Genomic DNA, 24429 nt, shown 5'->3' on the forward strand with positions numbered 1-24429 from the left:
ACAGTCATTTTCTTTTATATTTATCTTCTTGTGTTATCGAAGCTTGGTGGTGTAGGATTAGGGTTATCAAAATGTCTTCCAGGAGATGAAAGATCAAAATATAATTTAGAATCTTCTGTAACACCAAAATCATGGTTAGATCCAGTATCTTTAACTTTATTTAATGCCTCTCTAAATAAAGCATTATGAGCTTCTTCTCTATTTAAAAGGAAGTCTATAGTTTCTCTTACATGTTTATCATAAATTTGTCTATATAAGTACTCATAAACTGTTTTAGCTCTTTGTTCAGAAGCAATATTAGAAAGTAAATCAGCTACTAAATCACCAGTTACAGTAACGTAGTTTGCAGTCCAAGGAGCTCCAGATGAATTAACTAGTCCTGGAGTTAAACCAAACATAACATGAGTTTGAATTTCTCCAACGTCTACTCTTTTATAATCAACATCATGACCGTTTAGCAGATTGATAGTTTGAGCAACCATTTCCATGTGACTTAACTCTTCTGCGCCGATGTCTAAAAATAAATCTTTAATTGCAGGGTCTTTAATTCTAAAGCTTTGAGATATATATTGCATAGCAGCTTTAAGCTCACCATTACCTCCACCAAGTTGTTCTTGCATAAGAACAGCATATTGAGGATTGGGTTTTTCAATTTTTACTTCATGTAATAATTTTTTTTCATGTTTAAACATAAGATTATCAGCTCCTAAATTTATATTTTATATATCAATAATTAGTATCCTCATAAGAAATATTTTTATGTAGAAGCATCTCATAATAGATGAGCTGCAAAATGATTCATAAAAAATAAAGTTGACTAAAATAGTATGGATTGATATTGACAAATAATCATTATTAATAGATAATTATTATGAAAATAGAATTTAATAGGAGGACTTAAAAAATGAGAGCATTTGTAGATGAAAATACTTGCATAAGCTGTGGTTTATGTGAAGGATTATGCAGTGATGTATTCTCACTAGATACTGGAGTTGCAGTAGCTATAGAAGGTGAAGTAGAATCAGGATTAGAAGATTCAGTTAGAGAAGCTTGTGATGGATGTCCTGTACAAGCTATATCAATAGAAGAATAAGATTTGGAGGTATTATAAATGTCAAAAGTATGTCTATGTAGAGGAATAACAGAAGAACAAATCGTTGAAGCGGTAAAGAATGGAGCTACTTCTTTTGAAGAAGTTAAAGAAGCTACTGGTGCAGGTGCTGGTGGATGCCGTGGTGGAAGATGTAAAGGTAAGATTGAATTAATAATCGAAAATAATAAATAGTAATTTACATAAAGACTAATTTAACTTTTAAAGAAAGTTAAATTAGTCTTTTTTCTATAAGAATAGATAAGATACTAATTATATAAAAGATATAATTTCTCCAAAATATTTATAAATTATGAATATGATATTAATAATAGTTAACTTCATTGTAGAAGGAAAATAAGTATTGTATACTTAAATATGTCGTATGATAAAGTTATGCATGGAGGGGAAACTTATGAGTAATTACATTGAATTTAAAGATGTAAAAAAGGTATATAAAATGGGTGAGGTTGAAATTGAAGCGTTAAGTGGTGTAAACTTTTCCGTTGATAAAGGTGAATTTGTTGTAGTTGCAGGTGCTAGTGGAGCTGGTAAGAGTACTATACTAAATATTTTAGGGGGAATGGATACTGTATCATCTGGTAAGGTAATAGTAGATAACAATGAGGTAAGTAAATATTCTCAAAAAGAACTAGTTACTTATAGAAGAGATGATATAGGATTCGTGTTTCAATTTTATAATCTAGTTCAAAATTTAACTGTAAGAGAAAATGTTGAACTTGCAATTCAAATTTGTAAGAACCCTCTTGATATAGATAAAGTTCTAGATGCAGTTGGATTAAGTGAGAGAAAAAATAACTTTCCATCTCAGCTATCTGGTGGAGAACAACAAAGAGTTGCTATAGCTAGAGCATTAGCTAAAAATCCTAAATTGTTACTTTGTGATGAGCCAACAGGAGCATTAGATTACAATACAGGAAAAGCGATATTAAAGCTTCTTCAAGATACTTGTAGAGAACAAGGAATGACGGTTATTATAATTACTCATAATTTAGCCTTAACGCCGATGGGAGATAAAATCATCGAAATTAAGAGTGGTAAAGTAAAAAGAATGAGTATAAATGAAAATCCTGTCCCAGTGGAAAGGATTGAGTGGTAAAAATGAAAAATGCATTATGGAAAGATATATTTAGAGATATCAAGAAGACTAAAGGTAGATTTATTTCTATTGTATCTATTATTGCATTAGGAGTAATGCTTTTTACAGGAGTTAAGATAGCTCCATTAGATATGAAAGGATCTGCTGACAAATATTATGATGATTATAACTTAATGGATTTAAGAATAATATCAACATTAGGATTAACAGATGAAGATGTAAAAGATATAAAGAAAATAGATGGTGTATTAGGAGCATATCCTGAATATACAATGGATGCTTTAACAAAGGTAGGAAATGATGAATTTGTTATTAGAGTTCAAAGTATGCCTATATCTAATTTAAGTGATAGTAATGATGACTATATTAATAGATTAAATGTAGTTGAGGGAAGATTGCCAGAAAAATCTGGAGAGTGTGTTGTTGCTAAAGGAAAGTTTAAAGATGGAAAAATTAATATTGGAGATACGCTATCTTTAAAGTCAGGAAAAGAAGAAGATATAACTAATTCTTTAAATGTCAAAGAGTATAAAGTAGTAGGTATTATAGAAACACCATATTATTTATCTGACCAAATTGGTAGTACAACTATTGGTAGTGGAAGTGTTAGTACATTTATGTATATTCCAGAATCAGATTTTAATATGGAGGTATATACAGATATATACGTCACTGTAAGAGATGCAAAGGAGCTTAATTCATATAAAGATGAATATTTTGATGTAGTAGATAAAGTTAAAGAAGCTATTGAAGATAAATCAGACGTAATAGTTGATAGAAGATACAACGAGATAAAAGATGTAGCTATTGAAGAATTAAATAAAGGTAAAAAAGAATATGAAGAAAAGAAGGCTGAAGTAGAAAAGCAGTTAAGTGATGCTAAATCTCAAATTGAAGATACAAAGATTCAATTATTAAATGCAGAAACTGAAATAGATAATAAAGAGGAAGAGTTAAATACAATGATAGCTAATGGTGAATCTCAATTAGCTAGTGGAGAATACGAATTAATTAAGAAAGAAGCGGAGTATGAAGCTGGATTAAAAGTATTCAATGATGCTAAAGCAACAGCGGAAGAAGGCTTTAATCAAGCTGAAGCAGCTTTAGTAGAAGCTGAAAATAAAATAGCGATTTTGGTTGAAAAAAAATCTGAGATTGAGAATAAGTTGAATGATCCTAACATTAGTGAAGTAGAAAAAATAATGTTAGAAACTGCATTATCAGCTATAGACCTTATTGTTACAAATTCTTTAGATAAAATAAATACAGGTAGAGCAGAGCTAGAAAGTAAAAAGGCAGAGTTTTATAATCAAGAACAGGCATTAGCAGATGCAAAGATTCAGTTAGATACTGCAAGAGCTACATTAGATGCAACAAGAGCAACACTTCAAAGTGCAAAGAGCGAAGGTGTAATCCAGCTATCAAATGCTAGAGTAGAAGTAGAAAATGGTAAAGTTCAATTGGCAGAGGGTGAAGCTGAGTACGAGAAAAATAAAGCGCTTGCAGACGAAGAACTCTTAAAAGCAGAAGAAAAGCTTAAAGATGCAGAAAATCAAATAAATAAAATAGAAAAACCAAGTCTTTATATATTAGATAGAAATTCTCATTATTCATATGTTGATTATGAAAATAGTGCAAATAGTATAGATAAGGTATCAAATGTATTTCCTGTATTCTTTTTAGTAGTAGCTGCATTAGTATGTTTAACTACTATGACAAGAATGGTAGATGAACAAAGAATAAATATTGGTACTATGAAAGCTCTTGGATACAGTAATGGAAATATAGCAAAGAAATTTATTGTATATGCTTTATTAGCAAGTTTAATAGGATCAGTTTTAGGTATCATAGTAGGCTTTACATTTTTACCAAAAGTAATATATGATGCGTATAATATTATGTATATAATGCCTCCTATGACTTTCTTTACAGATATTCCGCTAGCAATTATAACAGCAGTTGTTGCAGTTGGATTAACTACATTAGTTACTTATTCTGCATGTAGGATTGAACTTAGAGAGACACCTTCAGTTCTTATGAGGCCAAAAGCTCCTAAGGAAGGAAAAAGAATATTACTAGAAAGAATACCTTTTATATGGAATAGATTTAATTTTACTGGAAAGGTTACAATCAGAAATATATTTAGATATAAAAAGAGATTTTTGATGACTGTAATAGGTATTGCAGGAAGTACAGCTTTATTACTTGCAGGACTTGGATTAAAAGATTCCATAAAAACTGTAGTAGAAAAGCAATTTGGAGTAATAAATAAGTATGATATATCAGTTAATTTAGAAAATAATATAAATACTCTTAAGAAAAATGATTTAACATCTTATATTAATAATCAAAAGGATATTAAAGATTTATTATTTGTTAAAGGTGAGATGTGTAAGATTGAAGCTAATGATGTAAGTAAAGATTTAGATGTTATAGTCCCAGAAGATATAAATGCATTTGATAAATTTGTTCATCTTCAAAATAGAACTTCTGGAGAAGCAATAGAGTTAGATGATGATGGAATAGCTATTACAGAAAAGATTGCAAAGACGCTTGGTGTAAAAGTTGGAGATAAAATAACTATAACTAACAGTAATGATGTAACAGGAACTGCTAAGGTAGCATCAATAGTAGAAAACTATATACAACACTATATTTATATGACTCCTGATTATTATGAAAAAGTATTTGATAGAAAAGCTACTCCAGATGAAGTTTATATTATATTAAATAACTCTACTAGTGAAGTGGCTGATGCTGTATCTAGTGGATTAGTAAATCAGGATGGTGTATCAGGAGTTGTAAGTAATACTGGAGTAAGAGACAATTTTAATAACACTATAGAATCTTTAGATTTTATTGTATTAATAATGATTATATTTGCTGGTGCATTATCATTTATAGTTCTATATAATCTTACAAATGTTAATATTTCAGAGCGTATTAGGGAAATAGCTACAATAAAAGTTTTAGGGTTCTATGATAAAGAAGTAGCAGCTTATATATTCAGAGAAAATGTATTATTAACAATAGTTGGAATGTTTGCAGGACTAATACTTGGTGTAGTATTGCATCAATTTATTATGGTTACTGTAGAAATGGATTATGTAATGTTTGGTAGAAGTATTAATACAATTAGCTATGTATATGCAGGATTACTAACAGTAGGATTTGCATTATTAGTAAACTGGGCAATGTACTTTAAACTTAAAAAGGTACAAATGGTAGAATCATTAAAGTCAGTAGACTAAAATAAAAAAGTTGCTTTAATAGCAACTTTTTTATTTTAATTTTTAAACTTCAAAAATCCAGCCTTCCGGTCCTTCAATATCACCAAATTGTATTCCACAAAGGATTCTATAAAGTTCTTTTATTACAGGACCAACTTCTGTTTCACTATAGAATACGTGAAGGTGACCATTATATTCAATACCACCAATTGGAGTTATTACAGCAGCAGTTCCACAAGCCCCAGCTTCTTTAAATACATCCAGATTATCTATTGGAACGTCTCTTTCATAAACCTTCATGCCTAAATAATGTTCAGCAATATGCATTAATGAATACTTGGTTATACTTGGAAGTATAGAAGACGACTTTGGAGTAACAAATTCGTTGTTTATGGTTATTCCAAAGAAGTTAGCAGCCCCAACTTCATCAATATTTTTTCTAGTTGCAGGGTCTAGGTATATACAATCTGCAAAACCTCTATCAACAGCTACTTTATGAGGTTGAAGAGATGCAGCATAGTTTCCACCTACTTTGTTAGCTCCAGTACCATGTGGAGCAGCTCTATCATAGTCAGCAATCATAAAGTTACATGGAGTCATACCACCCTTAAAATAATTACCTACAGGTAAGCAGAATACAACGAATATATATTCCGTTGCAGGTTTAACACCTATATTATCACCTACTCCGATTACGAAAGGTCTTAAGTATAAGGTTCCACCAGTACCATAAGGTGGTATAAAGTGCTCATTTGCTTTTACTACTTGCTTACAAGCATCTATAAACTTATCTACAGGTATTTCAGGCATAAGTAACTTACTTAAGCTGTTATTCATTCTTTTAGCATTTTCATCAGGTCTAAACAATTGTATTTTTCCTGATTTTGTTTTATAGGCTTTTAGTCCTTCAAAACATTGTTGTCCATAGTGTAATGCAGTTGATGCTTCGCTTATTGTTAGCATATTATCTTCTATAAGATTGCCATCATCCCATTTTCCATCCTTCCAATATGAAATGTAACGATAGTCAGTTTTAATATAATTAAATCCAAGATTGCCCCAATCAATGTTTACAGTTTTATTCATTTAAATCGCCCCTTTATTTATTTTATTCATCATTTTATCATTAATAACGAATAAGCGAAATATTAACATAAAAGTATTTATTTATACAAAATTATACTGACTATATGATAAAAAATACTATATTAATTGAAAAAATATTAAGGGTTTAATATTAGTATATAAAGAATAGAGAAATAGAATAACTATATGAGAATTTTATTGAAGAATATGGTACAATAATAAGTGTAAATATGATTTATATCATGGAGGTAAAATTTATGAAGAGAGAAATTATTTCAACAGCAAAAGCCCCATCTGCTATAGGACCTTACTCACAAGGAGTTAAAATTGGTGAGCTAGTTTATACATCAGGTCAAATACCAGTTAATCCTGCAACAGGAGAAATGGAAACAGATATTAAAAAAGCAACTGAAAGATCAATGAATAATGTTAAAGCTATTTTAGAAGAAGCTGGTACATCTTTAGAAAATATAATTAAGACAACTATATTTTTAAAGGATATAAATGACTTTGCAGCAGTAAATGAAGTATATGCAACATTCTTTAATGCAAATCCACCAGCAAGAAGCTGCGTAGAAGTTGGAAAGCTTCCAAAGGATGCATTAATAGAAATAGAAGCAATAGCACATTTATAAAAAAAAAGCTATATTTATATAGTTAAGGTTTAAATGATAAACTCATTCTCATATTGTAGGATGAGTTTAATTAATAATTAAGAGGGGGTGGAGAAATGGACATATTAGAAATTTACAGTGCTTTAGATGCTTTAGGGATATTTTTAGGAATAGTTTTCATATTTTTATTAGGATTCCTATTATTTGGAGTAATAGTTTATATTTTTACGGGTATAGCTTATTATAAAGCTGCTGAAGTTGAGGATATACCTAATAATTGGTTAGCTTGGATACCAGTAGGTAATAGTTATATAATGTTAAGATTAGCTGAAAAGAATATGAACTTTTTATTTGTTTTTATTGCATCAATGGCAAGTACTGTTATCAGAAATTTTTTTGATACAGGAGTAATATTTAACCTAATATCATTTGCTATAAGTATAGTATCAATTATTATATCTATACAATGCTATTTAGTTATAGGTAAAAAGTATGAAATAAGTCCAGCTTGGTTCATTGTTGGGTGTTTTATAATACCGGTAATGATTGTTCCAATGGTAATGCTATATAAGAAAGCAAAAAAGATATCTAGAGGTGAAGCTACATTAAATAGCATAGAAAATGATGCAAATAATGAATTTTGATAAAAAAGCCGTATAGGCTTTTTTATTTTTAAAAAATATAGTAAATTATAAAGTTGTATAATATTATATTAATAAGTTTTAAAAAATAAGATACAAATGGAAGGGAAGAAAAATGAAGAAAAGAAAAATTAAATTACTATCAATTTGTGCTACTGCTATACTTTCAGTAGGGCTATTTGCTGGATGTGGCTCTTCAGGATCTAAGCAAGAAATAAATGTTTTAAACTACGGAGCAAATGCAGCAGAAGGTGTATTTGAAGAGTTTGAAAAAGAAACTGGTATAAAAGTTAATGAAACTACTTTTGATGATATGCAGTATATGTATCAAGAGGTGTCTAGTGGTAAGGTAAACTATGATGTAATATTAGTTTCAGATGATATGGCTGAAAAAATGATAAAGGAAGATATGCTTCAAAAAATTAATAAAGATAATATTCCAAACATAGTAAATATGAATGAGGGGGATATGGGTAAACCATATGATCCTAATAATGATTACACAGTACCATATATGAATGGAACAATAGGTTTAATATATAACACTGAAACTGTTGATGAAGATATAACTAGTTGGAAATCATTATTTGATCCTAAATATAAGGATGAAATATTTATGTTTGATAATATAAGAGATACTATTGGAGTTGCATTAAAGACTTTAGGGTACTCATTAAACTCAACAGATCCTGCTCAATTAGAAGAAGCAAAGGAATTATTAATTAAGCAAAAGCAAGAAGTAAATCCTATTTATGGGGCGGATGAAGTTTTAGACCTAATGAGAAGTGGTGAAAAGAAAATAGCTATGATATGGTCAGGTGAAGGATTAAACTTAGAAGCTGAAGATGGAAAGTTCAAATATGTTATCCCAGTTGAAGGTGCAGACTATTGGCTAGATTCATGGGCTATACCAAAAGATGCAAAGAATGTTGAAGGTGCAGAAAAGTTTATAAACTTTATGTGTGATAAAGATATAGCATTTAGAACTGCTGATGAAATTGGATATACATCTCCACAAAAGCAAGCTATTGATGAACAAGCAGATGAAGTTAAGAATAATCCAAATGCATATATGCCACAAGAGATATTAGATAAATGTGAAGGGTATAAGTATTTAAATCAAGATGAATTAAAATTATATCAAGATGTGTGGATGGAAGTTAAAAACTAACTGCTTATAGCAAAGGGAAAAGGTCAGTATAGAAATTATTCTTAAAAAGTATAATAATAAATGTGAATAAAGTGTTATATATATAGTAGAAATAAATATTTTAGTATATAATATGTATTAAAATTGATTCACTAAGGAGGTTATTATGGATAGGGTAATTGATTTTAATGAATTAAAAAATAAAGTTAACGATAAAGATATAGATAAATTTGAAAGCTATATTTATGATTTATATTATAGAATGGCTGAAGGTAAAATAAATATGGCTGACTTCAATAGAGAGATTTCATCTTATATGGAGAAAAATAATATATCTCAAGATAAATTTATGAAGATACAAGCGAAACTTATGGAGAGATATGGTTTTGATTCAGCAGCATTAGAAGAGCAAATGAAATCATTAGGATTAAATAATATTACTCCTGATGATTATGAAAAAGGCAGAAGAATGATGAGCTTCCAAGAGAAGTATAAATCAAGAATAAAAGTTAGAGCTGCTAGTGAATATTATATTAAAAATGAAAAAAATAATATAAATATTTGGCTTGAAGATGTAGATGTAATTATAAGAAGTGAAGGTAAAATTGATTTAACTGATGTTGAGTTAAATGAATTCCTATGCTCATATAAAAAGGTTGTAGATGAAAGAAGTTTAAAAATATCTATTTGTGAAAACACAAAGGAATATGATTACTAAAACTTACAACAACTTTCTATTTATTTTAAAATAATTTAAGGTATAATAAATAAGGTGTGATTATAAATCACTCCTTATTTTTAATTAGAGATGAATAAGTTAAATATACTGGGGGATGAAAGATGAGCGTTTTAACAGTTAAAAATATAAGTCATGGATTCGGTGACAGAGCTATTTTTGAAGATGTATCATTTAGATTACTTAAAGGTGAGCACGTAGGACTTATAGGTGCAAACGGAGAAGGTAAATCTACGTTTATGAATATAATAACAAGTAAGTTAATGCCAGATGAAGGACAAGTTATTTGGAGTAACAGAGTTAGAGTTGGTTATATGGATCAACATGCAGAGCTTGAAAAGGGACTTACAATAAGAGATGTATTAAGAAGTGCATTCCAATACCTATTTGATATGGAAGCTGAAATGAATGAGCTTTATGGAAGAATGGGAGAAATGGATGAAGATGAAATGAATAAAGCTCTTGAAAGAACAGCTGTTATTCAAGATATGTTAGATAATAATGGATTTTATGTTATAGATGCCAAAGCTGAAGAAGTTGCTAAGGGGTTAGGTCTTTTAGATGTTGGTTTAGATAGAGATGTAACTGAACTTAGTGGTGGTCAAAGAACTAAAGTATTATTAGGGAAATTATTACTTGAAACTCCGGATATATTACTTCTTGACGAGCCTACAAACTACTTAGATGAAGCTCATATTGAATGGTTAAAGAGATTTTTACAAAACTATGATAATGCATTTATCCTTATATCACATGATATTCCATTCTTAAATTCAGTAATTAACTTAATTTATCATGTGGAAAACAGAAAGCTTACTAGATATGTTGGAGATTACTATGAATTCCAAAGAATATACGAAGCTAACAAAGCTCAATTAGAAGCTGCATATGAAAGACAACAACAAGAAGTTGCTCAACTTAAAGATTTCGTTGCTAGAAATAAAGCAAGAGTTGCAACAAGTGGTATGGCTAAGGCTAGACAAAAGAAACTTGATAAGATGGAAATGATTGAGCTTGCAGCAGAAAAACCAAAGCCAGAGTTTAACTTTAAACAAGGAAGAACTTCAGGAAAGGTTATCTTCGAAACTAAAGATTTAGTAATTGGATATAACGATCCATTAACTAAGCCATTAAATCTTTATATGGAAAGAGGACAAAAAATTGCTCTTGTAGGAGCTAATGGTCTTGGTAAGACAACATTACTTAAGAGCTTAATGGGTAAAATACCAGCATTAAGCGGTGATGTACATTTAGGAGATTATCAACAAATAGGTTACTTCGAGCAAGAAATTAAAGAAGCTAACTATAACACATGTATTGAAGAAGTATGGGAACAATTCCCTTCAAAAACTCAATACGAAATAAGATCAGCACTTGCAAAGTGTGGATTAACTACTAAACATATTGAAAGTAAAGTATGTGTATTAAGTGGGGGAGAGCAAGCTAAGGTTAGACTTTGTAAGCTTATAAATGAAGAAACAAATATACTAATCCTTGACGAGCCTACTAACCATTTAGATGTAGAAGCTAAAGAAGAATTAAAGAGAGCTTTAAGAGAATATAAAGGAAGTATATTACTAGTATGTCACGAACTAGAATTCTATAGAGATGTTGTAACAGATATATGGAACTGTGAGGAGTGGACAACAAAAGTTGTATAGTAGAACTAAAAAAGAGTCAATTAATTGGCTCTTTTTTTAGTATAAAAATTTATAAAGTATATTGATGTTTTTTAGTTGCATTATATGAACAAAAATTACTGATTTGGAGTATAATATAATAAAATTTTTATTGGAGAGAAATATGTTAAGTAGTCAAAGATATATTACTTTATCATTAGAATTACATTTGTTTTTTGCACGAATAATGAAGGAGCATTCTATTTTCTTGGAGGCAGGATTTACACCTAAGAATAGTAAACTTTCTAAGGAAGCAGATGAGTACAAAATAAAGTTTGAGAAGTTACTATTAGATACAGTTAAGGTAAGTCAAGGAGTAAATATAGAATCCGTAATAAATTCTGGAGAAATATTTACTAAATATACTTTAAGTGCGGAAAAAAAGACACAGTATTATACGGCAATAAATATAAATTTTAAGATAACCTCAATGGAACAAGAGTTAAAGTGCAAAAATAAAATTGATTTTGATAATAAAACAGTTAAGTATGTGAAACAACTTAATAATAGAGGGATAAAATTGCTAGATGGGCTCATAGATTTAAAAAAGAGAATTTTAGATGGAATGTTATGTTGTGAATTATTTACATTAAATTATCCTTTACTAATTGAACATATAATACGTGAAGCTGAATTATATCGTTCATATATAAAATTACTTGAGAATGGTGATGATATTGAGGATTTTAATAATTCAGAGGTTAGAAAGAGTGAATTATTTGGGATCAAATTATGATGGAACATACTTTATTTATTCGAGGATTACTTGATCCTAGCGAAAATGAATTAATAGATACTTCAGAAAAGTTTGCAGATGATTATAGTGAGTTAATTAAAAAAGCAAGTGATATGAGTGATATGACAATATCTAGTATTACAAATGAAACATTAGTAGAGACAACTAAGTTAAAAGAGTTCAAGGAAGCTGGTGCAGGAGGAATACTTGATTGTAAAATAAAATCTATAATATTACCACTTCTTGCTGACCATGTATTAAGGGAAGCTAATCATTATATAAGACTGTTAAATAATTATAAAAAATAACAAATTACATTATGGAATATGATATGCTATACCACATTTGGTGACAAAAGATATAGAGTTTTATATTATTTTGAATTTTATAATAATTATATATTTAATAAAGAAATAGCTAGCAAATTTGCTAGCTATTATTTATATATAGGATAATCATTAAATTTGTACATTTCTTTTCTCCATGTATGTAGTCTTTCCCATGTTGGCTCTACCCCTAATGCTTTACATACTTTTATGAAATCACCTAAAATATATATACTCATTTAAAAACTCTCCTTTACAATTAAGCATTTTATTTATATATCTATAGTTATGTTTATTAGAAAGAAAATATGATTATTTAATATAAAAAATAATAATTAAATAAAATAAATTAATTTATGAGAAAAATAGCTATTTGAATTTTATATAGTTATATAAATTAGGGGTAAATAATACAGGGGATAATTACCTTTAACATGATTTATAAAAGTTGTTATAATAATGTCTAAACAAAAGATAGGATATAAGTTGTTTCTATTTGAAAAGATACATTATAAATTATAGTATGGAGATGGTAATATGGAACATTATAAGATTTTAGGCGTTGATGAAAATGCCACTATGGAAGAAATAAAAGAGGCATATGATAATAAGGTAAAGCAATTTAAAGAAGAGATTAAAGATGAAAGAAGAGCAAAGAAATTTATAGAAGTATTTGATAAAGCTTATGAAGAAATAAAATTAGAAAGAGAAAAAATTCAGAATCAACAAACTATGATTATAGATTTTAAAGAGGCTGATTCAATACAGGAGTTAAAAGATGATTTAGATAAAAGTGAAGAAAATTTTCAGTGTAGTATTGAGGGGGAGGAATTTGATGAGAGTGAAGAAAGAAGTATAGTAACTAAAGAAAAAAGGAAATCAAACTCAAAAATATCATCAGCAAAAAAGGGGAAAAGTAATAATAAGAAGTCGTCAAAGACTAAAGATGTAGAGAATGAGAAAACTATGAAAAAAGCTAATAAGAAGGTAGTAGTTAAGAATAGAAAAGAATCGTCTACGATAGCTAAAGAAATTAAATTACCATTTAAACTATTAGCAATACCAGTAATAGTTGTATTAACAATAATTTTATTCTTATGTAAAATATTAAACTTAATATCTTGGATTGCATCTAAGGCTATAATAATAGCTTCAATAGCAGGTGCTTCTATTCATGGATATCAAATTTACATTGGATATGCTGTGCAGTATAAGATATTTATTTTATGTGCTATAGGTTTTATAGTTTCTTTATTTTTACCTTCTATATTAAGAGTTCTTCCAAGAGTTTTAGAAGGAATAAACAATAGATTAAAAAGGTTTGTTTTTTAGGTAGAATATAACTAATAATGTATTTGGATGTTTAATATAATAAAGTGAAAGAATTAATTTAAAATTGGAGTTAATATGGTCATTACACCTGGGATTAAGAACTTAGATTATGAGTATGTAGATGGAGTTAAACATTTTACTTTAATTGCTGAAGAAGTTACACTTGAACTTATTAAAGGGTTATATGTAAAAGCATGGGGATATAATGGATCTGTGCCAGGTCCTACTATAATAGTAAATCAAGGAGATAATGTATGTATAAGGGTAATAAATAAATTACCAGAAAGGACAAGCGTACATTGGCATGGATTAGATGTACCTAATGATATGGATGGAGTACCTCCAATAGAGCCATCACCTTTTATTGAGCCTAACGAATATTTTGATTATAATTTTAAGATTACAAATCCACCAGGAACATATATGTATCATTCTCATGTTAATGTAATGGTTCAAGATAATGCAGGATTATTAGGTGGAATTATTGTTAATGATCCAAAAGATTTAAAAAAGAAGCATTATAAGGATTATTTAATTTTGTTACAGGAGTGGGCGGTGGATAAATTGCCTTGGGCTGATATTGACCCAGGAACTTACAATTTAACTTTTAAAGCGCCTGAATTTAATTTCTTTACCATGAATGGTAAGTGTTATCCTTTAACCGAACCTCTTCCTGTAAATTTTGGAGATACGGTAAAAGTCAGATTTGGAAATATACAAATGCATCATCATCCGATACATTTGCATGGACATCAGTTTAAAGTAGTAGGAGCAGATGGATTTCCTATAAGAAAAGAAACACAAATTTATAAAAATACAATATTGGTAGCATCAGGTGAAACATGGGATATTGAGTTTATAGCTAAGAATCCTGGTATATGGCCAATGCATTGCCATATGCCACATCACGTTACTAATAATGGAGCACCAGGAGTTGGAGGAATGTTTACCACAGTTAACTATGTAAAATAAATTTTTTAATATAATGGCTAGCTTATTGGCTAGCTATTTTTATATGTAAATTTAATTGTTTAATGTTATTAAGGAGTATTAAAGATTAATTTTCAAAAATTAAAAATCTATTGACTTAGAGTATAGCCTAAGTAGTAATATGGATAAGAATAGAAGAATTTGAAAGGTTGATTAGAAGTAATTAAGAGTATATGAAGAGGGGGATGAGAGGTTAATGTTTAAATTTAAAGTAGATTTAATTAGAGATAAAAATATATTGAAAGCTTTAGTATTATTTGCAGTTCCAATATTTATTTCTAACGTATTCCAACAGATGTATAACACAATGGATACGATGATAATAGGTAATGTATTAGGTGATACTTCATTAGCAGCTATAGGTGCTTGTGGAGCAGTTTATGAGTTGCTTATAGGGTTTGCTTTAGGAATTGGAAATGGATTAAGTATAGTAGTCGCTAGATCTTATGGATCTAAGGATGAGAGGTTACTTAAAAAATCAGTTGCAGGATCTTTAGTTATTGGAGCTATTGTAACAGTAGTTATCATGATTATATCAGGATTATTTTTATATCCGTTATTAGAGTTATTGAATACACCAGCCAATATTATAAATGAATCATATTCATATATTTCAGTTATTACTTTATTTGTTGGAGTAATGTTTGCATATAACTTATTTGCAGGTTTATTAAGAGCTATAGGTAATAGCGTAATGCCATTAGTATTTTTAATTATTTCATCAGTGATAAATGTAGTTTTAGATTTAATATTTATTACTCAATTTAATATGGGGATTGCTGGAGCAGCAGTGGCTACAGTTATTGCTCAAGGTATATCAGCAATTCTTTGTTTGATTTATATAATAAAGAAATGTCCAATACTTATTCCTAGTAAAGAATGTTTCAAAGTTGAAAAAGATTTATATAAAGAGTTAGCAGGTCAAGGTTTATCAATGGGATTAATGTTATCTATTGTATCAACAGGAACAGTTATATTACAAACTGCAATTAATGGTTTAGGATATTTAACTATAGCAGGGCATACTGCTGCAAGAAAGCTTAATAGCTTCTGTACTATGCCTGTTGCGACTATGAGTTTAGCATTATCTACTTTTGTTTCTCAAAATAAAGGAGCAGAAAAATATGAAAGAATTCGTAAAGGTGTAAAAGTTGCAAATATAATGGCTATTTGTTGGGGTGCAATAATAACTGTAGCTTTATTATTTAGTGCATCTACTTTAGTAAAAGTGTTATCAGGATCAACTGAACCAACTGTAATTAATAATGGAGCTTTATACTTGATAATTAATGCACCATTTTATGCGATATTAGGTATGCTTTTAAATTTAAGAAATTCTCTTCAAGGATTAGGAAAAAAAGTTGTTCCTTTAGCATCTAGCATAATTGAGTTTTTAGGAAAATGTTTATTTGTAGCATTATTTATACCAAGCCTAAAATATCTTGGAGTTATTATTTGTGAACCAATTATTTGGTGTTTTATGTTATTACAATTATCATATTCATTTTATAAGAATCCATTAATACAAGGTTATAAAAATGGATTAAATACATTAGAACAGGTTAGATAAATAATTATAGAATTAAGAATATAAGGTGTAGATAGAGATATCTACACTTTTTTGTTGATTACAGAGAATTAAATAAAAGAGAGATAAATGCACAAATTTATAATTTTATTGATATGTTAATTTTAAAATCTAATTAACTGATAAAAGATAAGCACTTAGAACTAATAATTTATATGCCTAATGAGTTTAGTATTTATAGGTAAGAAGGATGCGAAAGAGAAGAGTAATATTAATAAGAAGCTATTAAATATGAATATTATCTCTGTATATTTGGAATAAATTAACTAGTAATTTTTTAACTTTATAATTATAATTATTATGGTTTTTAGAGAATTTTTATATAATTATAATATATTTAAACAAAAGTTAAAACTAATAGATATATGGAGGATATTTAAATGAACAAAAGAAAAATAGCACTTCCTCCGATAGGAATGCGAATTATTAAATCTTCGATAGGAGTATTGCTAGGATTCATTATTTATTTTTTAAGAGGGAAGCAAGGGACACCTTTTTATACAGCATTGTCTGTATTGTGGTGTATGCAACCTTATAGTAGCAATGCAAAGGCTAACGCTATACAAAGAACTATAGGAACTTTTATAGGAGCTGCTTATGGATTGATAATGATATTAGTTGAGTTATATGTTATACCATTTGATAATGAGCTTTTTAGATATATAACAATATCATTACTAATAATTCCAATTATTTATACCACAGTTATATTTAATAAGAAAAATGCTTCGTATTTTTCCTGTGTCGTATTTTTAAGTATAGTAGTTAACCATCTTAAAGATAAAAATCCATATTTATTTGTATTTAATAGAATGATGGATACTATGATTGGTATTGGTTTAGCACTTATCATAAATACATTTGAGCTACCGAGGAAAAGAAGGAATGATTTACTTTTTGTAGCCGAATTAGATAAAGTATTATTAAATATGAAAGAAACTTTAACTTCATATAGTAAGATTGAGTTAAATAAAATGCTTGATGATGGAGTTAAATTAACAATTGCAACTATGAAAACTCCTGGAGCATTAGTTACATCATTACAAGATATAAGATTAAATTTACCTGTTATAGCTATGGATGGAGCTATATTATTTGATATGAAAGAAAATAAATACTTAAAAGTGTATGAAATGACTCATGAAGAAACTAAGAAACTTGTAGATTTAATTCAGGCTAGAAATATGCATTGCTTTATAAATACAGTAGTAGAAGATTCTGTTATGATTTATTATGGGGATTTTAAAAATCCGGTGGAAAGTGATATATATAATAACTTAAGGTCGTCTCCTTACCGTAATTATATAAAAGAGGAATTACCAGATAGATATGGAGCGGTTTATTTAATGCTTATTGATGAGACTGAAAAAATAGAATCTTTATATGAAGAATTAGAAAGGTTAGGATATACAAAAGAGTTTAAAGTTTTAAAATATGATTCTGATGATTATCCAGGATATACTTATATTAAGATTTATAATAAAAAAGCTATTAAGGAAAATATGATTAAGTATGTTCAAAGCTTAACAGATGCAAAAAGTACACTAGTCTTTGAAAAAGATAATGAAGTTTTTCAAAATTATATAAGTAAAAATGATCCTAATGAAGTAGTTAAAAAGCTAAGAAAAATTTATAGACCTTATTTTTGGCACAAGTATTAAAAGAAGGAGGCAAATTTATGCCTCCATTAATTATATAATTATTTTTTATAACCGTTACCTGCACCAGTTTCTTCTTTTATTTCATGAAGATTTAATTTCTTATCATGTTTATGGACTACTTCATGAATCTTTTCGCTTTTATGTTTTGTCATAGGAATGCCTACTTAAAAATATTAATTATTGATGCTTATAACCACTTCCAGCACCAGTTTTTTGTTTGATTTGATGAAGATTTAATTTTCTATCATTAGCATGGATAACTGCATGAATATGGTTACTCTTGTGAGTAGTTCCGTAAATGGGTTCAGGATTTTTAGAATCGCAAGATGGAGTATTTATATTATCTTTTAAATCTTCTTGGGTAATATAACCATTACCAGCACCAGTTTGAGCCTTTATTTTATGTAAGTTTGCTTTACCTTCGATATTACTTACAACATGGTGAATCTTATGAAACTTATTAGTGTTAACAAATGTGTCTTTAATTGGTGAAATTTCAGAAGCACGTTCAGTATTATTATAACCATTACCAGCACCAGTTTGAGCCTTTATAGTATGTAAATTAATTTTCCCTTCAGAATTAGACATTGCTTCTTGAATTTTTTCGCTTTTACTACTTGCTTCATAAGTATCTTGTATAGGAACTTTAGATTGTTCGCCTGAAGATTTGAATCCATTACCAGCTCCGGTTTCAGCTTTTATTTCATGTAAATTAAGTTTTCTATCATTATCATGAACTACTTGGTGTATCTTTTCACTCTTATGCTTTTTCATATTAACCTCCTAAAAAATAGTATTAGATAAAATATCTATTATTATTATGTGTTAAACAAGAAAAATGATACCTTGAATTTTATTGTAACCAATTAACAAGCTTTTGAAGTTCATATAAAAAAGAGGTAATAATCAAATATTAAGAATTAGGATTAATATAATTATCTCAATAAAATCATAAAAAAGGATTTATTTTCATGGTATTAATACTTAGACTTTGTAGATAATAGTACTGTACCAAGAGGGCATCAGGTTTTAGGAGGGAATTAATATGAGTGAAAAACACGATTGTTCATGTGCAAGCCAACAAGAAAAAGAAAAGAAAGCCAATAATTGTGGATGTAAACATAATAAAAAAGTCAAGAAAAATGATTAGATAAAATTAAAAGTTTTTTTAAAAAAACTTATATTTGAGTTTATAAAAGGACAGGTTTAGCAAAAATTAGCTAATTAAAAGTTAAAGTAACGATTGGGAAAATGCGAAGCTGCAAATTTGCTTCGCACTTTTTAATTATATAAAAAATTAACGTTTTAATATTTGTAATTTTTAATATTTGTAATGATGATAGTAAATCATATAATAATACTATAAATAACCATAGTCTATATAAGTTTAAAATAAGAATAATAATTATGGTTATTTAGGAAAAGTAATTTGCTAAAGAATGGTTTTACAATTTAATATAAGCTTATAAGTTATATCAACTAAAAATAAAACAACCCTTATAGTAAGAATAAGGGTTGTTTTTGGTTGCGGGGGCAGGACTTGAACCTACGACCTTTGGGTTATGAGCCCAACGAGCTGCCAACTGCTCCACCCCGCGATATTAAATTGTATGCATTTCATTGATTAACTTATGACCTAAGTATAATGTAGCAAAGCACTAAAGTCAAAGTGATATTATGGCGTATTAAGCCTTAAGATGACAAGAGATACCTTAGAGTCTAAAATACGATAGAATGGTAGAATATAATATTATTATGAAAATATAAGTTTGCATCACACTATATTCCATATATGATAATGATTCATTTACAAGGGTAATTTAATCTTAATTACAAGTAGTCCACTATAATAATTTTAGAATTTATGTGTTATTATGAAGTGGACAAGTTGGTAAAGACGTAAAAGTACATTAGAACTAAAAATGAACTATACATAATAGTTCAAATTATAGGAGGAATGGAAATGAAATCTAAAATAATCGCGCTAGTAATAGCTGGAGCTACAATGTTAGGAACTGTATCAGCAAGTGCTGCTACAAGATATTATGACTCAAATAATGGTGGAGCATATAGACATCATTGTAAGCATAAATATCAAAGACCTTGTAAGCCAAGGCAAGATGAAAAACCATCAACAGGAGATGATAATGTAGTAACACCACCAACAGTAGGAGATGATACTACAGTTACGCCACCAACATCAGATGACAATACAGTTGTAACACCACCAGCAGGAGAGGAGAATACAGAAGTTACTCCACCTACAACAGGAGATGATACAACAGTTACACCTCCAACAAATGAAGGAGATGCAGTAACAGATGATACAAATGCATCTGATAAATTTATGGCACAAGTCGAACAAGCTATCTTTAATAAAGTTAATGAAGAAAGAGTGAAGGCTGGTGTAGCACCATTGAGTTATAACACTACAATGGAAAAATATGCAAGAATTAAATCTCAGGATATGGGAGATAATAATTACTTCAGTCATACTGATTTAAATGGTAATTATATAACAGATCAAATGAAAGCTGATGGGGTCTCATATAATTCATGGGGTGAAAATATAGCATACCTAGGGGGGGATGGTACTGATCCAACAGTATTAGCTAACCAATTTATGACTAACTGGATGAATTCATCAGGTCATAGAAAGAATATACTATCTACAGACTTTACAAGCATTGGAGTAGGAGTATATCAAATTGGAAATAAAGTCTATGCAACTCAAGAGTTTTATAGATAATATTTTAAATTAATTAAGCGTTCTAGATACCAATTTAACATAAATGTACTTTTAAATAGAGCCTATATTAAGTATAGGCTCTATTTTTTTGTTTTAAGAAAGTATATTTTTTAAGAATAATACCTACCAGTAATTTCAGAAACGGTAACTTTAAAGAATTTTATATTAGAAGTATCTATACATGAAAAATTTGTTATGCAATTATATTTATTTTTGAATTTTTCAATTATAGATATTTTTTCTTTAATATCATTAATAACAGTTGTAGTTCCATTTGCTATTATGGTTTTATAACTTTCTACTTTTCTACAGCGATGATGTTGTAATAAAGTGATACCTGCAATGCCAGTATAATAAATATTATCAATTTTTTGACTAGTATTGTTACTTATAAAGTAGAATATTAAATTATCATCTGAATAGTCAAAAACATACCACATAGGTACAGATGAGATATTTGTTGTATCAGTTGTAGCTAAATAGCACATTTTCTCTTCGTTTAAAATTGCAATAATATCTTTAGTTGAAAGATTTTTATAATTACAAATATCCATACATGGAATGCTCCTTTTTTATTAAGATAATATGCTATAGTATATGAAAGAAATGCTGAAATTGTATAATAATTATGTAAATAAAAGCAAGTAATATAAGAAATTTTATACTACTTGCTTTTAAAATTATAAAAATAAAGCATCTTTATATTTTCTATTATAGATATAGTACTCCTTAAGTAAGGTAATAAAAACTTTCTTTAGTTCTAATAATTTATGCATACTATCAATTATATAAATTAATAGATTTTCCCACATAGGATTTTTTAAATAATTATCATCATCTATATATATAGTGAATAATTTATATATTATATTAGCTAAATCCTTATTTATATGTTCTAAGGATTGGGCATTTTGAAGTTCATTGATTGATTCTTTTAATAAAGTTTTATTATTTAATGAAAAATATATTAAAGATTTAGTTATACTATCAGGAACTAACATTCTATGGTCAACAAGTCCAGTATTATTTTTTAAATAATTTAATGAAGTAGAGTATTCTTTTAATCTATAGTATGCCCATGAAATTATTGAATTTAAATGTTCAATAAAATATCTATTCTTAAGCTTTTCAGCGATACTTAATGATATTTTTAAGTAAGTAATGGCATCACTATAGTTATCTAGCATAAAATGAACTTCAGCAATTTTTTCATAGCAAGACATAATACTTATAATGTTTCCTTCTGTTACATAAAAGTCTAAAGCTTTCTTTATGCAATCGTATGACTTTATTGGATTATTTTCTATTCTGTAAGCATAAGATAGCCAGTAATAACAATGACCATTATCTTTATAAGTTAAAGCTTCTTCTATAAATTCTTTTCCAATAGATTTATTATCTGAAAGATTTAAAGTATCTACACCTACGTAAAAGTTATATAGAAACTTTTGTTGTGGAGACAGTAATTCAAAGGATGAATGAAGTAACTCTTTTGAACTTTCAAATTTTTCTCTATTTGGAGTGGAACAGTATCTTGCAAGCTTAGCTAAAAAATAATCTATAACAAGAGGGGATGTAATATAATCATTTTCCTGAGACTCTAATTCGTTAAAAATCTCATTTGTCAAATCAAATTCATTAAAATGAAGACTTTCAAAAAAAAGTTTTAAACGATTAATCCCTTTTTCCAGAAATTCTTTGGAATCATTAAATGTTAATCCAAGCCTATTAAATATAATAGATATTACTTCTTCACTTGGAATTAAATCACCATTTTCTATACGACTTAAATAAGAAGCAACACAAACTCCTTTTGATAAAGTTTTTTGACTTATATTTTGATTTAGTCTATTAAGCTTAATTATAGAGCCAATTATTTTTTTATTATCTTTATATTTGTAAAAGTCCATAGTAAAACTCCTTTAATATGTTGTCGTATAATAATTATAAATTAAAATGGTAAAAATTTAAAGCGAAGAGAGGAGTTTAAAATGTAAAAAAAGTATATATTTTCATAAAAAGTGTGAAATTTGACGTTGAAAAAGTTTGCTTAAACTAAAAAAAATAACCACAATTTTACACAATTATTATCTGTACAATCTATTGACTAAAATTGCCAGGCTGATATAATAAAAGTGTAACCAAAAACATGATAAAGTTTACATTGAGGTTACATATTATTTTTCGACAAAAATGGAAACGGTACCGTAAAATTTTTAGGGTGAATTTTAACGGTACTAAATATAGGACAGGCCGTTTGTATTAATTTCTAAAAACGATTTAGTAAATGTTAAAAAAGTATTTAAGTTTTACAACTTTAAATAAATTAGTAATTAAAAGTGGAGGAGAATTAATTATGAAGAAATTATTAGTTACTTTACTTGTAGCAGCTACTACATTAAATTTAGTAGCATGTGGTTCAAGTAATAAAGGTGGACAAACATCAGAAGGTGGAACTAACGAAACTACTGGTAACGATGCCAAAGTTGAATTAACTGTTCAAGTAGAAGAAGGATGGGTACCTTACTATGAACAAGTTAAAGAAACGGTTATAGGAAAATATCCAAATGCTGATATTAAGTTTATAACAACAGGATCTTTTGATCACTTAGATGTATTAGACCAATCAGATCCAACAAACCCAGACGTTGCTGACGTATTTGCTTTACCAGCAGATAGATTATATGGACTAGCTAACAACAACGCTTTAGCTGCTATAGATGCTGAAACTATGGCTAACAATGTAGGTGGATTTAAAGATTTCAAAGGTGGACTAGGTGGAAACTTCAACGTTGATGGAGAATATTTAGCTTTCCCTTATAACATAGAAACATTGATAGGATATGTAAATGTTGCCAATGCAGAAGCAGCTGGAATAGATTTTAGCAAATCTATAGAATTAACTTCTGTAGAAGCTGATCAAATATTAACAACTGTACATGACTGCTGGTTTGGAGTTGCTTTTGCTAACTCAGCTGAATTAGAATTATTAGGACATAATGATGCTGGTGAGTTATATTCAGATGCTACTAAAGAATGGTCTGAATTAACTGAAGATCAACAAAAATTATTCACAGCTTTATATGATTATTGGAAATTCCATGATACAAATAAAACTGACCTTTGGGATAAAGAAGCAGCTGGTGGATATATTGAAGAACAATTCAAAACTGGTGGAACTGACGTTATAAAAATCGATGGACCTTGGGCAACTACAAGTGTTAAAGATTTAGTTGGAGATGCTTCAAACTTAGAAGTTATTCCTCTAACAAATATAACTGTTAACGGAAATCCATTAACTCACTGGAAAGGTGGATGGGGACTTGGTGTAAATGCAAGAGTTGAAGAAGATGCTGATAAGATGGCAGTAGCTCAAGCATTTATTGAAGAAATAGTTAACCCTGCAAATGCTCAAGAATTATTCAAGTATACTGGTAAGATATTAGAAAATGTTGAACCTTCTGCTTATGAAGGAATCGATGAATTAGAAAAGAAAGTTATTGATGCAACTTATGCTGGATATGAAAAAGCTGAAAACAGACCTCTATTCACTGAATGGGGTAGCGTATGGGATTCTTGGCAAAATGCTTTATTATCATGGTCATCAACTCAACCAAAAGATGCTGAAGCAGCATATAACGAAGTTAAAGCTTCATTCGAAGCAATGATGTCAAGCTTCTAAGTGAGATTCTAAATCTATG

21 protein-coding genes, 1 tRNA gene and 1 pseudogene are annotated in these 24429 nt (G+C 28.5%); 16 read left to right on the forward strand and 7 right to left on the reverse strand.

What is annotated here, in order from left to right; genetic code table 11:
- Positions 1-20: 20 nt before the first annotated feature.
- The gene (locus ARA56_RS13970; RefSeq protein WP_055267732.1) at positions 21-692 is read right to left on the reverse strand and encodes a manganese catalase family protein; all 672 of its coding nucleotides are present in this window, start codon (positions 690-692) and stop codon (positions 21-23) included.
- Between the two features lie 212 nt (positions 693-904).
- Between ARA56_RS13970 and ARA56_RS13975 the strand changes: the two genes are divergently transcribed.
- The 4 genes from ARA56_RS13975 to ARA56_RS13990 all read left to right on the forward strand — a co-directional run bounded on the left by ARA56_RS13975 (position 905) and on the right by ARA56_RS13990 (position 5461).
- Positions 905-1093 (forward strand): ferredoxin, encoded by a 189-nt coding sequence (locus ARA56_RS13975; protein ID WP_055267734.1) that lies wholly within the window; start codon positions 905-907, stop codon positions 1091-1093.
- A gap of 18 nt (positions 1094-1111) precedes the next feature.
- A complete protein-coding gene (locus tag ARA56_RS13980) occupies positions 1112-1285 on the forward strand; it encodes a (2Fe-2S)-binding protein (protein ID WP_055267735.1) in 174 nt (57 codons plus the stop codon).
- 220 nt (positions 1286-1505) lie between these two features.
- Positions 1506-2210 (forward strand): ABC transporter ATP-binding protein, encoded by a 705-nt coding sequence (locus ARA56_RS13985; protein ID WP_055267737.1) that lies wholly within the window; start codon positions 1506-1508, stop codon positions 2208-2210.
- A 2-nt stretch (positions 2211-2212) separates the two neighbouring features.
- Positions 2213-5461, forward strand: a complete 3249-nt coding sequence (locus ARA56_RS13990) for an ABC transporter permease (protein WP_055267739.1) — start codon at positions 2213-2215, stop codon at positions 5459-5461.
- Positions 5462-5503: 42 nt separating this feature from the next.
- On the opposite strand, the gene ARA56_RS13995 is transcribed toward ARA56_RS13990, so the two are convergent.
- On the reverse strand, positions 5504-6526 hold the full coding sequence (locus tag ARA56_RS13995; protein WP_055267741.1) for a branched-chain amino acid aminotransferase: 1023 nt from the start codon (positions 6524-6526) through the stop codon (positions 5504-5506).
- A 257-nt stretch (positions 6527-6783) separates the two neighbouring features.
- Here ARA56_RS13995 and ARA56_RS14000 point away from each other — a divergent pair, with 257 nt between their 5' ends.
- From ARA56_RS14000 to ARA56_RS14025, 6 genes and pseudogenes are all read left to right on the forward strand, one after another.
- The gene (locus ARA56_RS14000) at positions 6784-7161 is read left to right on the forward strand and encodes a RidA family protein (RefSeq protein WP_055267743.1); all 378 of its coding nucleotides are present in this window, start codon (positions 6784-6786) and stop codon (positions 7159-7161) included.
- A 95-nt stretch (positions 7162-7256) separates the two neighbouring features.
- Positions 7257-7784 carry a hypothetical protein gene (locus ARA56_RS14005; protein ID WP_055267746.1) on the forward strand — a complete coding sequence of 176 codons (528 nt, stop codon included), beginning with the start codon at positions 7257-7259 and terminating at the stop codon, positions 7782-7784.
- 112 nt (positions 7785-7896) lie between these two features.
- Positions 7897-8952 (forward strand): ABC transporter substrate-binding protein, encoded by a 1056-nt coding sequence (locus tag ARA56_RS14010; protein WP_055267748.1) that lies wholly within the window; start codon positions 7897-7899, stop codon positions 8950-8952.
- Positions 8953-9094: 142 nt separating this feature from the next.
- A complete protein-coding gene (locus ARA56_RS14015) occupies positions 9095-9649 on the forward strand; it encodes a DUF3867 domain-containing protein (protein ID WP_055267751.1) in 555 nt (184 codons plus the stop codon).
- 122 nt (positions 9650-9771) lie between these two features.
- Entirely contained in the window at positions 9772-11328 is a 1557-nt protein-coding gene (locus ARA56_RS14020; protein ID WP_055267753.1) for an ABC-F family ATP-binding cassette domain-containing protein, read from the forward strand.
- 142 nt (positions 11329-11470) lie between these two features.
- Positions 11471-12390, forward strand: a pseudogene (locus ARA56_RS14025) (DUF2935 domain-containing protein).
- 128 nt (positions 12391-12518) lie between these two features.
- Here ARA56_RS14025 and ARA56_RS17055 read toward each other — a convergent pair.
- Positions 12519-12647, reverse strand: coding sequence for a hypothetical protein (locus ARA56_RS17055; protein ID WP_269144370.1), 129 nt, complete (start codon positions 12645-12647; stop codon positions 12519-12521).
- Between the two features lie 298 nt (positions 12648-12945).
- On the opposite strand from ARA56_RS17055, the gene ARA56_RS14030 reads away from it, so the two are divergent.
- The 4 genes from ARA56_RS14030 (at position 12946) to ARA56_RS14045 (ending at position 17979) form a co-directional block, all read left to right on the forward strand.
- Entirely contained in the window at positions 12946-13740 is a 795-nt protein-coding gene (locus ARA56_RS14030; RefSeq protein WP_055267754.1) for a J domain-containing protein, read from the forward strand.
- Between the two features lie 75 nt (positions 13741-13815).
- Positions 13816-14712 (forward strand): multicopper oxidase domain-containing protein, encoded by an 897-nt coding sequence (locus ARA56_RS14035; protein ID WP_055267756.1) that lies wholly within the window; start codon positions 13816-13818, stop codon positions 14710-14712.
- Between the two features lie 214 nt (positions 14713-14926).
- Positions 14927-16300: an MATE family efflux transporter gene (locus ARA56_RS14040; protein WP_055267758.1), complete on the forward strand. Its 1374-nt coding sequence runs from the start codon at positions 14927-14929 to the stop codon at positions 16298-16300.
- Positions 16301-16698: 398 nt separating this feature from the next.
- Positions 16699-17979, forward strand: a complete 1281-nt coding sequence (locus ARA56_RS14045) for an HAD hydrolase family protein (protein WP_055267760.1) — start codon at positions 16699-16701, stop codon at positions 17977-17979.
- Between the two features lie 177 nt (positions 17980-18156).
- Here ARA56_RS14045 and ARA56_RS14050 read toward each other — a convergent pair whose 3' ends face one another.
- Together ARA56_RS14050 and ARA56_RS14055 are read right to left on the reverse strand one after the other, a co-directional pair.
- Positions 18157-18753, reverse strand: a complete 597-nt coding sequence (locus tag ARA56_RS14050; protein ID WP_055267762.1) for a hypothetical protein — start codon at positions 18751-18753, stop codon at positions 18157-18159.
- Positions 18754-19501: 748 nt separating this feature from the next.
- Positions 19502-19577: transfer RNA gene (locus ARA56_RS14055), tRNA-Met, on the reverse strand.
- Positions 19578-19942: 365 nt separating this feature from the next.
- On the opposite strand from ARA56_RS14055, the gene ARA56_RS14060 reads away from it, so the two are divergent.
- The gene (locus ARA56_RS14060; RefSeq protein ID WP_055267765.1) at positions 19943-20728 is read left to right on the forward strand and encodes a CAP domain-containing protein; all 786 of its coding nucleotides are present in this window, start codon (positions 19943-19945) and stop codon (positions 20726-20728) included.
- Positions 20729-20838: 110 nt separating this feature from the next.
- On the opposite strand, the gene ARA56_RS14065 is transcribed toward ARA56_RS14060, so the two are convergent.
- Positions 20839-21282 carry a pyridoxamine 5'-phosphate oxidase family protein gene (locus tag ARA56_RS14065; RefSeq protein WP_055267767.1) on the reverse strand — a complete coding sequence of 148 codons (444 nt, stop codon included), beginning with the start codon at positions 21280-21282 and terminating at the stop codon, positions 20839-20841.
- A gap of 126 nt (positions 21283-21408) precedes the next feature.
- The gene (locus ARA56_RS14070) at positions 21409-22638 is read right to left on the reverse strand and encodes a helix-turn-helix transcriptional regulator (protein ID WP_055267770.1); all 1230 of its coding nucleotides are present in this window, start codon (positions 22636-22638) and stop codon (positions 21409-21411) included.
- Between the two features lie 446 nt (positions 22639-23084).
- On the opposite strand from ARA56_RS14070, the gene ARA56_RS14075 reads away from it, so the two are divergent.
- Entirely contained in the window at positions 23085-24410 is a 1326-nt protein-coding gene (locus ARA56_RS14075; RefSeq protein ID WP_055267772.1) for a sugar ABC transporter substrate-binding protein, read from the forward strand.
- Positions 24411-24429 lie beyond the last annotated feature (19 nt).

This window comes from Clostridium disporicum (genome assembly GCF_001405015.1).
Classification (GTDB): Bacteria; Bacillota; Clostridia; order Clostridiales; family Clostridiaceae; genus Clostridium; species Clostridium disporicum_B.